The following is an 11,271-nucleotide window of genomic DNA, read 5'->3' as shown; positions in this document are numbered from 1 at the left end:
CGTACCCCTGGAGCATTCGAGTATGGAGATGGCCGTACTGAATCGAGGCGGCCACCAGGCCGCGGGGGCGACGCCTGATGAACCAGGCGAGCGACCGGCGGAAGCGGGAGGGGGTGAGGAGGCCGCGCTGGTCCCGGGGAATGACGTCGGTGCGGCCCAGACGCTGGCATTCCTTGTTGACCCAGGTGACGAACTTGGCGAGGTCTCTGGCGATATGGCCGTCGGTGCGGGCCTGGCCCCGGCGCTTGGTGTGGCGGAGGTGCTCTTGGTGCGGGGTGATCCGGTTCGGGAACAGCAGCGGGTGAGGGTGGAGGGATTCGAGCACGGTGACAGCGCGGGCGACGGGTTCGACGACGACCCACGGGTCGCGTCGGGGCGCTCCCGCAGGGAGCTTGTTGCCGTCCGTGTCGACGGCGTTCTTGTGGTGGCGCCCGTTCATCAGCCACAGGTCGTTGGCGGAGTCGTGTTCGACGCAGCCGCGCCGCAGGTTCAGGACTTCCCCGGGGCGAGCGCCACTGAGGTAGGCGATGACCACGAAACATGCCGTGCTCAGCAGGCGGGCGAGTCTGGGCGCCTCGTGGAAGGCGATGCCGTGCTCTCGCCAGAGCAGGCCGTCGAGCCGGCCGGTGACCGGCGTGCTGAGGTAGGCGCCGTCGGCGATGGTGATGCCCGACTTGGCCGCCATCCGGCCGCTGGCCGTGAGCCGGACCGATGAATCGCAGCCCAGGATCCTGCCGATGTGCCGCCAGTTGATCACCAGCGCGCCGTCAGCGGTGGTCCGGCCGGGCAGCATCCCGCCTTGCTCGCGCAGCCGGTCCAGATAGGCGGTCATCCGTGTGCGGATCTTCTCTGGTGACTGCGGGGCGCCGCTGGGCTGGCGCAGGCGTGATTCCTCGTATTCGGCGTGGGCGGCCACGATGTCATCGGCGAACTCCTCGGTGAACCGGATCGCCCAGCTCAGCAGGTGCTGCATCGTCAGTTCACCGATGCGGGGTGTGCGGTTGTCCCGGTCCGGGCGGATCCGCCCGAACAGATCGCGTGACTCCTCTCCGTCCCAGGGCGGAAGGGCCGGCAGCCGCATCCGCGCCGGGAGAATGCCGCGGGTCGACCACAGCCGCCGTACTTCGCCGGCACGCCGGTACTTGGGCCACATGCTGACGTGCTCGTCCTCCAGGTCCAGGCGGTATGCGTCCAGAAGGGCGGGGGTGACCTGGGCGAATGCGGTGATGCCCTGGCGGTGCAGCCATGCCATGAACGCCTTGAAGGCGCTGAACACCGTCAGGATCGTGGCGATGGCGGGGCGGCCGCCGCCGGAGTGCCTCATGCTGCCGGGGCTCGGGTGGTTGATCAGCTGCCATATGTAGTGCTTGGCGTCCTGCCGCAGCGGCCGGGGTATGGTCGCGAAGTTCAGGCTCTTGGCATTGGCGTGCTCCTCGAAGATCGCGGGGTCGACGTTCCAGCGGTCCTCGGCAAACCGGGACAGGGCCAAGGAGTTGGTGCCCGGCCGCAGGGGGCGGTGCAGCAGCACCACGGTGTCGGGGCCGGGCCACTCGGTGCCGACGGGCACGGTGTCCCAGTCGGCGGATGGCTGGGAGAGGGTGCTCATCGAAGATCGAGTTCTCTGTTCAGGAACCGTGCCACCACGGCTCGGTCGGCGTCGGCGATGTTCGCCCGGGCGTCGGCGACATCAGCCTCGTCGTGCTGGGAGACCAGGTCGGCGAGCTGGGAGTGCGCCAGCGCGAACCGCTGCGTCCACTGCATGGGCGTCATGTCCGATCGGCGCTCGGCCAGCCGGTCGTGGACCAGGACCTGCAAGGGCAGGTGGCGGGGAAGCGCGCGGGCGCAGGGGCAGCCCAGGCAGAGCATGAAGGAAGCCCGGCAGGGCTCACCGGGCGGGGCATGCGGGCCACCCAGGTGATCGACGCAGGCGTTCATCACCGTGTCCAGCTCCCCTGCGATCATCCGCCTCAGGGTCGTGGCGTCGATGCCGTACTCGTCGGCGACCGGAGCCGCGTCGGTGCGGGCCCGCTCCAGGTCAGTGCGGGTGAGGCGGGCCATCACGCCGCGGACTCTGGCCTTGGCGACCTCCTCCTCCAGGGCCTCGGCGACGACCTTCCGGTAGGCGGCGAGATTGCCGCGGTTGCGGGCCAGGTAATCGGTCGCCAGAGTCTGCTCGGTGTGGGCGACCGGCGTCTGGTGAAGTTCGACGTAGGTGAGCCGGAGCATCTGCATCGTGACGGTCAGCGGCACCGGGTGGCCTTCGGCATCGGACTTGTCCGCCGTCAGGCCGTGCCCGCGTGCCCAGCGGACGATCCACCGGTCCCCCGTCTGCTGCCGCAGCCCGCGGCCGACGCTGCCGCCGCCCGTGCTGCTCCAGCCGATCATCAGCCTGTCGGTGCCGGTCAGCTCCCGCGACCGCGAGGTCAGCTCGTGCAGCAGGAGGTAGAGCCCGAAGGGAGTGTGCAGTTCATCGCGGGCGGAGACCTCCTCGAGGTTGGAGGGGATGCTGATCCAGTCGGGCAGGTCACTCAGGGCCAGGCTTATGTGCGCGCGGCGGCCCCGGCGCGGCTTGTGGGCCCCCACCATCGCCGTCGGCGTGGCGCCGGCGTAGCCGTCGGCCCGGTGATGGACCGCTGGGGTCTTCAGCAGCACACTCTTGTTCTGGCCCGTCATCGCGGTCAGCAGCACGAACCCTGCGGTGACCTCCATGCCGGACAGGTGCAGCTGGCAGACGAGGTCGTCGATCGGTCCGTAGCGAAAGACCCACCGCTTCACCACGTCCTGGCCGGTCCGGCGTCCGAGGGTGCCAGGCCGGCGCGGGACGTCCCCGAACCGGTCGACCAAGTCCAGCAGCTCCAGCCGCCGCCGGTCCCCACCGAGGTCTTCCCCCTGCCGGAACCGGCGCAGGACCTCGCGGTTCTTCCGGATCCGTGCAGCCGCGGCGCGCAGATCGGCGCGGGCCGCAGCGGCGATGCGCTTGAACTCCTGGGCGCTGTAGCTCTCCTTGGGGCTCTCCCGCCGCGGTCGTTTGGGGTTGCTCTCGCCCAGCTTCGCCGTCATCGCCTCGCTAAGGCCCTCGGCGCGCTTCAACAGGCGCTTGACTTCGGCCAGTTCATCCCCGGCCGTGCGGCTCACGGTGTCCTTGCGACGGGCGATGAAGCCGTCCAGATGCTCGGGCAGCAGGTGAGAGACCTCCGTCGGCGGCCAGGCCAGGGTCGACAGGTAGCGGGCAAAGACCACCGCCGCCCGGTAGGCGCGGGTCATCGACTCCAGCGACGCCAGCCCCGCCCCGGGCGCCGTGCGGCGGTTGAATGCCTCTGCCAGGCTCTGCCGCAGCCCCTCGGCAACCGGCAGGTCGCCGAACCGGTAGTCACTGAATGCGCTGCCGTCCTCGGCGATGCAGCGCACCACCAGGCCGTCCATCGGCCCGTGGGCGGTTGGGTTCGGCCGGCCGGGCAGGCTGGCCCGCCTTCCCCGGGGGCTCACCTGGACCCCGCCAGCGGGTCGGTGCGGACCCGGGGATGCCCGGCGAAGGCGTCGGCCATGAACCGGGCCACCGGGAAGCCCTCCGCGTGTGCCAGCAGCAGTTCGACCTGCAGACTTCTGAACGGCTCGAGGTAGACCTCCTTCGTGGTTTCCACCCGCCGGTGCCCGAGCATCGTTTGCACCAGGTGCCAGTGGTCGCCCAACAACTCCCGGAAATCCTGGGCCTCTTCGTCCGTCAGGCGTCCCAGCCGCTGTGCCCAGATGAGTTTGCCGACGGAGAACCATTTCAGGGCGAAGGAGTGGCGGTGCATGTGGGCGGTGCAGGTGAAGTGCTCCAGCCCGAGGTCCGCGATCCGGGTGTTCGCCGCGTCGAACGTGTGGTGTCAGCCGTGCGCATCGCGCGGCAGCCCGTCCTAGTTCAGCCACAACGACAGCGGCTCCAGGCCCTGCGGCGTCTCCACGAACAAGCGCTGCTGACCTGCGGGGACAGGTCATTCCACGCATGGCGGGCGGTGTCGCCCTTCCCGTCCGGGATCTCGACCCCCTTGCCCCGCCGGGGCAGCTGGACCACCCGCAGCCCGCGGACCGTCTCGTAGAGACCGGACTCCTGGGCCCGCCGGACCGCCCGGGCCCGCGCGCCCTCCCGATAGGTGGGCACCCCGGCGGCCACCGCCCGCGGCATCCAGGAGGTGTAGCCGTAGCCGCCCTTGGCGCACTGATCGGCAAGCGAGCAGGTGAAGTACCCTCGCCCCGGCGCGATGCGCGGCACCTCGGGCAACACCACGCTCGCCCACGACGTCAGCCGCAGGCCCGTGCCGTAGAGCCCGTCCACGAACACGGCGTCGCGCTGGTCGTTGCGCCCCCGCCACCAACGGTCCGCCCGGCCGTCCAGCCCGCGTCCCCGCACCCCCAGGTCGCGCCACCGCCGGATCGCCGCCGGGTCGAGCCACTTCACGTTCTCCTGCCGTCGGCCGCGGCCGTACTGCAGCTCGTCGAACGGATCACAGACCCGGTAGCGCTTGCCCGCCCAGCGGTAGAACTTCTTGCAGCCGGCGACGTCCCGCGCGAACGACGATGTCTGCACCCGCCGGTCGTTGCCCGGATCGGTCAGCCGCCAGAACTGGAACTCCGCAGCGTCGTCCTCGGTCGCTTCCCACCAGCTACGTCCCACCGCCAGCAGGAAGTTCAGCCACAGAGCCAGGGAATACGCGTAGTCCCGGTTCGTCAGATCCGACAGATTGCGCATCGTGGGCGACGCGAAGAACGCGTTCACCCGCTGATCGGGCAGTCCGTCCGGACCGAGAAGGAACCTCTGCCCGTGCCGCTCACCGAACCTCTCTACCCATGACCGCAGATCCGGCGCGTACACGGATAAGTACTCAGGTAGTTCCTGCGAGGGACGTTCCAGGTCGTACCGATACACATGCCAGCCAACAGAGTTGGCGACCACATCACTCTCTTCAGTAACAAGCACGCGCCGACTACAACAGCTTCGCTGCTATAGAACCTGCGCGCAGCCACACAGGTTGCACAGCCGGGTTCCCGGACTCTCCGCGACGTTCAGCGCGTGCTCCAGATCGAGCAGCGGCGCGCCCTGCGGCGCTTCGTCGCCGTCCACCACGTGCAGAACACCCCGGTCCGGGCCGCGCTCGCCGCGCAGCTGCGCCAGGACCCACCCCGAAGGCCGGCGTTCCCCGAGGACCTCGCGGACCACCGACTGCGGCGACCGCTCCAGCCGCTCGGTGAGGACCTGGTCGATCCTGCGTGACGGCCGCGGATTCGTTGAACTCACCCTGCCCGACGCCGACCCCCAGCAGCGCCGCGACCTGGAACGGGCCACCTCGTACCGGTACGAGCTGTACCGCGAGAACACACTGCTCTACTCATCACCACGGTTGACACTGAGTGAGACCCGGAGGGCGCGTGACGGAGCTCTGGTGGTGGCCGGCTCTCCTGGCTGACTGTCGCGTCATGACCGACGCCCTGCGCCTCCCCGAACCATCACCGAAGCGGGACCTTGGGCTGAGAAGCCGTTGAGCAACCTCACCGTGAGTGACGGCCACTGAGGAGGGCCAGTCCCGTCCGTCGGTGTGGCGAGCGGTTGCGCCTCCTTTTGCGCCCCTGTCTGAGAGGTTCATACGACAGCGAGTTCGTGATACGGCCGGCCTACCTGGATTCTTGGACTCTCCAGCAGGGAAGTCCCTGAGTGGGCCTTTTCGCCCTCACGTCGGTGGTGGCCCCGTAAGAGTCGGATTACCCCCTTGGCAGCCGGAAGCCGGCACCCATCGACGAGAGAGGCATGCCCGGTGGCGCTCATGTCTGGCACCAATCCGTATTCGGTCCCCGGCTGTGTTCAGCGGCAAAAGGAGGTGCCGCTACTGAGCTTTCCTCGCGCGGTTCAGCTCAGCCCGTACTACGTGACGGTACGACCCCGGGTACACGAGTGGTTCATCTCGAAGGGCGTACTGCCTCCACGGCTGTTGGCCCCGTTCCTCGGCCAGGACCACACCCTGCTGACCTCGATGATGCATGCCGAGAGCAGTCCCGAACGCCTGGAGAACATTGCCCGCTACTACACGCTGTGGTTCGCCATGGAGGAACGGGACGAGGAGCTTTGGGCCCGGCGCGGAGGCGTGCGCCAGTTCTACGCCAACATCCTTGAGTATCTCGACACTGGCCGGATCCTCTCGGAAGATCCTTGGCTGCTTGCCTTTGCCGAGACGGTTGAAGGCATGGCTTTCCCATCACTTCTCGGCGCCCGCTATCGGAAGTGGAAGAAGGACTGGATCGAAGCTGAATTCAGGGTCGCTGACTACGGCAACACCCCTCACATCGACTTCCTTGAGGACCGTCACCACGCAGTCGGCATGATGTTGGGCCTGGTTGTCTTCACCCAGTACAGCCTGGGCCTGGATCTGCCGGACTCCGTCATGGAGGACCCGGCAATGGATGACCTGCTGTGGGCCTTGGTGCGGTTGTCGTCGTGGCAGAGCGATCTGCTCACTCTGGGGTACGAGAAGGCTCGGCACGAGAACGTCAACGTCATCAACGTCCTGGTCGCACACCGCGGCATGACCCGAGACCAGGCTGTCGCAGAGGTCTGCGCCTGGTACCGCAGGGACCTGGCTGACGCCTATCAGAAGCTGGCGGCTATCCTCGCTCGCTCTTGGGAAGCGCCCCCGCTCGTCATAGACGGGTACTGCAACGGGCTGCTGGCGACGACCGCAGCGTTCCTGGCCTGGAACCAAATCACTGATCGCTACTCGGTCGAGTTGTCATCCCAGTACGCGCCCGCCCTGTCACAACATGCGCGTCCCTAACCGGCTCCGCCTGGATCCGGCGGGCCCTGGACCAACTGGTCCGTGACCCGCGGGCATACCAGAGAGCACGATGATCGGGAAGACGGATGCCGCCGCCATCATGGCCACGATCGCGCCGAAGCACCGCCCCGCCCGGCGCAGCAGGTCCCGTCGCGCCGCCGGCGCGGCCAGGCCGTACAGGACGCCGACGACAACGGGGAGGTCGCCGCCAGCACGAGGGCGCTGGTCCACGACTTGTCGACCTGCTCGTCCGCCGCATCGCTGAGCTTGGGGGCGAGCTTGTAGGCGTAGGACATCCACGGGAACGCGCCCACGCCGACCAGGGTCCTGATCTTCCGCATCCGCGCCACCTCAGGATCCGAGACGATGCCCGGCCGTGACGGGGTGAAGACCCTGCGCGCGGTGTGGATGGGGCCGATCCGCCGCCGCAGCCGGGTGATCGGCCCGCCCGGCGGCGGCACCGGCGGCATCCGGATGCACTGGAAGGAAGACCAGGGCTGGTTCTACGCCCTGATCGGCATGAGCCCGCAGCACGTCCTCCTCTACTCCGTGCTCCCCACCTTCCGCACGATCTTCCCGCCCCCGCCGGACGTCGCCGACGTCGCCGAGCACCTGGTCCGCCTGCGAAGGTGCCCGAAGTCGAGCACCGTACAGAAGGGTTCGAGGCGATCGGCACCCGCCGGCGGGGAGGTCGCGGTGCAGCCGGACGAGGCGAGCCGGCGGGCCAGCCGCCAAGTCGTCAAGCCCGTCACCCGCCCACTTCGCGCAGCAGCGCCGCCCATCAAACGGAAGCGCTGTACCTCACCGACGCCACCGCGTGGACCATCGGCAGATCGTAGGCTCGACTCGCCACCGAGACTAGGAGTTCACGTGCCCCAAACCGCCCGTCGGGCCCCCGACACCACGGCGGCCCGCGAGGCCCTGCACCGCGCGCTGCGGCTTCTGGACGACCAGGACAACCCGGACGCGCTCGCCGAGGCCCGGGCGGCTGCCCAGGCGGCTGCCCAGGCGGCTGCCGACGCTGTGCCCTACCCGTGGCGGGCGACGCACTGTACCGCGAACCGGCGCAACGCGAAGGAAGACACCTGCCACAGCAGCACCTGCACCCGCTGCACCGCGTTCAGGGCCGGCGATCCCATGCCGTTCGACGACTACTGATCAGCAAGCTCTCCAACGAGACACACCGGCGAGATCCTCCGAGACAGGTCCTGACCTGGCCCGGACACACCACGGGCCCCGGGGAGAGCGGTGCATCCCCGGAGCCCTGCGTTATGGAGTCACGCTGTTCAACGACGTCACGAGGCGGACGTCACGCGGGAGTCGGCTGCGGTTCCTCCGGCGCTTCGGCGATCTTCCGCGCCATCCGACGGCCTCGCGACCTCAACGTCACGTGCCTCAGCACCTGGTGAGTTGGAGCCGGGGGAACACTGCCCGGAATCTGCTGTACACCTGGCGGCATGAAGTTGAGCGACCTTAGCCCACTGATGGCAGCGCGTCGTGAAGACCTCAACTATGACCGTTTCCGTGCCGACCCTGCACTGGCATCCCTGCACTGGCCGGACGACGTCCTTGAGCAATTCCTCTTCGATCACGGCGACAACGGTGCTTTCGTGTATGACTACGGCGACATCGACCTGTGCGACGTCAAGTGGCAGCTCGAGACGATCCCGGCCTCGGACTTCAAGGAGATGCCCACCGGCGCGTCCGATGCCGGCTGCATCGAGAGCTACGCCAAGGACCCGGTGTACTGGGTCGAACGTCGCTCTTATGAGGTCGGACAGCACTGGGAAGATCACGGGACGTGGCTACGCCCGCCGATCCTCATTGACCGACGACTATTGGACCCGTCGGACACAGGTCTTCAGGTCGTGGAGGGCAGAACACGCGTCGGAGTCATACGAGGTCGGATGCGTGAGGGACTACGCGTCGCGCCCCACCATCGAGCCTGGGTCGGACGCCCTTCGACGGCAATGCCCTCTACAGCAGCGGCCTGGTGCGCTGGAGATTAAGCAGGGTGGGTGGCAGGCCAAGGTCGTTCATCGTCCTGTCGATGGTCGACTTCATGGGGTTGCCCAAGAGCAGTGGACTGATCGCGGCTGCTGCCTGAAGGAGCGCAACCGGAATCCACAGACGCTCAGCGGTGATGTCGGCCTCGCCACCCTTGGGCTCCGTGGTGAACTTCAGCTTGCCCTCGTCCACGATCAGAAAAGCGTCGGCGGTCGCGCCTGTGGTGTGCGAGTAGGCGGACTGGTGGCGATAGACCCGGTAGACGTCAGCGGTGCCGTACGCCTTCACCATGGTGTCGAAGTTCTCCAGCTCCCCCATCAACTTCTTGTGAATTCGCTCGCTCTCGGGGTTGGCGAACACCAGCGGTTCGGAAGCGGGCGGGGTGATCACTTCCGGGAGGTTCCAGGTCTCGTTGACGTTGTTTGCCAGCTTCCGCTTGTGCTCACGCCAGTACTCGCTGAGCGCGACGACGGCTGGCTCGCCACTGTCAGCGAGCCAGTTCATGGCGTAGGAGTGACCGAGCAGGTTGCGCATAAAGGGAGCTGCTTCGATCGTGTAGCCCTGGTCGTACAAGGAGACCAGAGCCTTCGCGGTCCGATTGGTGGACTGCCACCAGCCCATCATGGGGATACACGACGTTCTGGTGTTCGTGCGGCACCCGCACGCCCTGTGTGGTCACTTTCTCCGCAGCCTGCACGATCACTGGGATCACTGCTCGACAGCGTCGTAGGCACTGCTCATTAGGACCGAACTTGTAGACCATGGCGGGAAACCTATCGGCGCGAATCTTCGGGGCACGAGCGAGGCGAAACGGCTCGGATGCTGCTCAGCGTTTCGCTTGGTTGGCGCGCCACCGTCTCGCTGTGTCCCTCGCGAAGGTCTCCAGCCGAGTGCTCCGAGGGTGCATGTAGACGTAGTGGTCAGCGGCGCGGATCTGAACGGTGTTGAGGTCGTTGACAGTGGTCCGGGGAATGGTGCCGACCAGGTTTACCCGTCCCAGCGCCAGCAGGTGACGGGGACTGATGGGCAGGACGATGGAGTGGGCGTCACCGAAGGCCATGTTGTACGAAAAGGGCCTTACGTCCGTGCGTACGGATACGGCTGGATTGTCGCCGACCAGGAACTGCCCACTTTCCGGAGTAAGCACCTCCAGACTCCATTTCGCCGCCGCAGCACGGACCTTGTTGAACATGCCCTCGATGCTGGTGCGGAACAGCTTGCCGTTCTCGAACTCCTGGGTAACCTCGGACTGCTCGATGAGGCGCTCGGCGAAGGCGCCGAGGGGGCCCGAGCCGGCCAGGTGGAGCCTGGTCTGCCGTAGCGCCTCGCGGCGGAGCTGCTCCGGATATTGCTCAACGAGCTGACCACGGAGCTTCACGCTCACGGTCTCGAACGCGTTGGTGTACACGCTGCGATAGCGGTGCGAGCGCACATAGTGGAGCACGACCAGGTCACGCAGAGCCTCAACGTGCAGGGGGTCGGCAAATGGCGTACCGGCGTGTACGGCCTCGAAGGCAGCGGGAGCACGCCTCTCCACGGAGCTCCACAAATTCTCGGCAGAGGCGGAGTCGAACGCCACGAAGGTATCGGCCCAGCCGCACGTCCGTGTGCTCGCCAGCTTGTTCCGACGCTCCGGGTTGCGCACGTCGACGGGACGCAGTTGGCGGCCGCTACCATCCTGCCCGGCTGTGGTGAACTGCTTGAGCAGGACCTGCGAGACGAGGTGCTGCCGGGATATCTGAGCTGCCTTCACCTTTCGGATTCTGGCAAGACCCCGACGTATGGAGCCAACGGTTTGCCGAACGAGGCTCCTTGATCCGGCGCCTTACCCGCCCCGCGAGAGCGGGCCGCCTTGAGAACCGCGAAAGGCCACAGGGCCCTGCCGCGGGGAGAAGAGCACAGCCGGGGAGGGGACCAGTTCCCAGTCCCAGGGCTTACACGCACACCCGTGCGATGCCGGCAGCTCAGAACCACCGGGCATTCGCACCCCAGTGCGTTAGGACCTGGCACGACGCTGCTGCGGGGCGACAGCTACCTTCCGGCTGGCTCCGGGCTGGAGGATGGCCAAGTGGTGCGTTGATGCGCTCAACCTGTGGCAATCTAGGTTCCGTTGGGGGGATCAACTGATGACCAATTGCGCGTGCACGGAGTGTCCTTTTCAGGCTGAAGGTCTCGAAGATCTGCAGCGGCACTCACAAGAGACGGGCCACGTCGGCATCTGCAAGAGCGATGCCACGTCAACTGGAGGCAAGCTCACCAAGCGTCTGGTGGTAGCTCAGGGCGTGACCCTTACCGCCCTCGGAGCCTCCATCTGGGCATGTACGTACCTGTACGCCAAGTGGAGGTCGCAGAAGACGAGATCGCCTACCTGAAGTCACCAAGTGGTGCAGGCCGCAACCTCAAGAACCAGGACAAGGGGCGAGGCAAGGAGTGAGCTGGGCGAGGCCTGCGCCGCTGC

The 11,271-nt window shown here is 67.3% G+C and carries 13 protein-coding genes; 5 read left to right on the top strand and 8 right to left on the bottom strand.

The genetic code is table 11. The annotated features are described in order from the left end of the window. The 5 genes from AQJ67_RS44110 to AQJ67_RS50575 form a co-directional block, all read right to left on the bottom strand. The coding region (locus AQJ67_RS44110) for a hypothetical protein (RefSeq protein ID WP_062725826.1) at positions 1-1,606 on the bottom strand (1,606 nt) is incomplete at its 3' end. Next, on the bottom strand, positions 1,603-3,423 hold the full coding sequence (locus AQJ67_RS44105; protein WP_062725824.1) for a hypothetical protein: 1,821 nt from the start codon (positions 3,421-3,423) through the stop codon (positions 1,603-1,605). The genes AQJ67_RS44110 and AQJ67_RS44105, both read right to left, overlap by 4 nt. Before the next feature lie 59 nt (positions 3,424-3,482). After that, positions 3,483-3,797: a hypothetical protein gene (locus AQJ67_RS48795; RefSeq protein ID WP_208615156.1), complete on the bottom strand. Its 315-nt coding sequence runs from the start codon at positions 3,795-3,797 to the stop codon at positions 3,483-3,485. 107 nt (positions 3,798-3,904) lie between these two features. Next, positions 3,905-4,759 carry a site-specific integrase gene (locus AQJ67_RS48790; protein ID WP_208615155.1) on the bottom strand — a complete coding sequence of 285 codons (855 nt, stop codon included), beginning with the start codon at positions 4,757-4,759 and terminating at the stop codon, positions 3,905-3,907. 225 nt (positions 4,760-4,984) lie between these two features. Beyond that, positions 4,985-5,104, bottom strand: a complete 120-nt coding sequence (locus tag AQJ67_RS50575; RefSeq protein ID WP_341846203.1) for a hypothetical protein — start codon at positions 5,102-5,104, stop codon at positions 4,985-4,987. On the opposite strand from AQJ67_RS50575, the gene AQJ67_RS50570 reads away from it, so the two are divergent. The 3 genes from AQJ67_RS50570 (at position 5,054) to AQJ67_RS44090 (ending at position 6,806) form a co-directional block, all read left to right on the top strand. Beyond that, positions 5,054-5,254: a hypothetical protein gene (locus tag AQJ67_RS50570; RefSeq protein WP_062725823.1), complete on the top strand. Its 201-nt coding sequence runs from the start codon at positions 5,054-5,056 to the stop codon at positions 5,252-5,254. The genes AQJ67_RS50575 and AQJ67_RS50570 overlap by 51 nt on opposite strands. Next, the gene (locus AQJ67_RS48505) at positions 5,229-5,447 is read left to right on the top strand and encodes a hypothetical protein (RefSeq protein ID WP_167366262.1); all 219 of its coding nucleotides are present in this window, start codon (positions 5,229-5,231) and stop codon (positions 5,445-5,447) included. The genes AQJ67_RS50570 and AQJ67_RS48505 overlap by 26 nt, the downstream gene beginning before the upstream one ends. A gap of 354 nt (positions 5,448-5,801) precedes the next feature. After that, a complete protein-coding gene (locus tag AQJ67_RS44090) occupies positions 5,802-6,806 on the top strand; it encodes a terpene synthase family protein (protein WP_159058951.1) in 1,005 nt (334 codons plus the stop codon). Positions 6,807-6,904: 98 nt separating this feature from the next. Here the strand turns inward: AQJ67_RS44090 and AQJ67_RS44085 are convergent, their stop codons facing one another. Further along, positions 6,905-7,147 (bottom strand): hypothetical protein, encoded by a 243-nt coding sequence (locus tag AQJ67_RS44085; protein WP_062725819.1) that lies wholly within the window; start codon positions 7,145-7,147, stop codon positions 6,905-6,907. A gap of 25 nt (positions 7,148-7,172) precedes the next feature. Between AQJ67_RS44085 and AQJ67_RS44080 the strand changes: the two genes are divergently transcribed. After that, a complete protein-coding gene (locus AQJ67_RS44080) occupies positions 7,173-7,964 on the top strand; it encodes a hypothetical protein (RefSeq protein ID WP_062725817.1) in 792 nt (263 codons plus the stop codon). Between the two features lie 299 nt (positions 7,965-8,263). Continuing rightward, entirely contained in the window at positions 8,264-8,815 is a 552-nt protein-coding gene (locus AQJ67_RS46475) for a hypothetical protein (protein WP_079056569.1), read from the top strand. On the opposite strand, the gene AQJ67_RS44075 is transcribed toward AQJ67_RS46475, so the two are convergent. Continuing rightward, entirely contained in the window at positions 8,784-9,437 is a 654-nt protein-coding gene (locus AQJ67_RS44075) for a DUF5677 domain-containing protein (protein WP_062725815.1), read from the bottom strand. The two genes, AQJ67_RS46475 and AQJ67_RS44075, sit on opposite strands and share 32 nt — an antisense overlap. A gap of 202 nt (positions 9,438-9,639) precedes the next feature. Further along, positions 9,640-10,566, bottom strand: a complete 927-nt coding sequence (locus tag AQJ67_RS44070; RefSeq protein WP_062725813.1) for a DUF4238 domain-containing protein — start codon at positions 10,564-10,566, stop codon at positions 9,640-9,642. Positions 10,567-11,271 lie beyond the last annotated feature (705 nt).

The organism is Streptomyces caeruleatus (assembly GCF_001514235.1).
Classification (GTDB): Bacteria; Actinomycetota; Actinomycetes; order Streptomycetales; family Streptomycetaceae; genus Streptomyces; species Streptomyces caeruleatus.
The sequence above is the reverse complement of the archived record's forward strand: the minus strand, read 5'-3'. Positions and strand labels throughout refer to the sequence as shown.

Bases quoted from the DNA above. Each gene is read 5' to 3' on its own strand.
- AQJ67_RS44105 (WP_062725824.1), bottom strand. From the start codon at position 3,423: ATGGACGGCCTGGTGGTGCGCTGCATCGCCGAGGACGGCAGCGCATTC.
- AQJ67_RS48795 (WP_208615156.1), bottom strand. From the start codon at position 3,797: ATGCACCGCCACTCCTTCGCCCTGAAATGGTTCTCCGTCGGCAAACTC.
- AQJ67_RS44090 (WP_159058951.1), top strand. From the start codon at position 5,802: ATGTCTGGCACCAATCCGTATTCGGTCCCCGGCTGTGTTCAGCGGCAA.
- AQJ67_RS44085 (WP_062725819.1), bottom strand. From the start codon at position 7,147: ATGCGGAAGATCAGGACCCTGGTCGGCGTGGGCGCGTTCCCGTGGATG.
- AQJ67_RS44080 (WP_062725817.1), top strand. From the start codon at position 7,173: ATGCCCGGCCGTGACGGGGTGAAGACCCTGCGCGCGGTGTGGATGGGG.
- AQJ67_RS46475 (WP_079056569.1), top strand. From the start codon at position 8,264: ATGAAGTTGAGCGACCTTAGCCCACTGATGGCAGCGCGTCGTGAAGAC.
- AQJ67_RS44075 (WP_062725815.1), bottom strand. From the start codon at position 9,437: ATGATGGGCTGGTGGCAGTCCACCAATCGGACCGCGAAGGCTCTGGTC.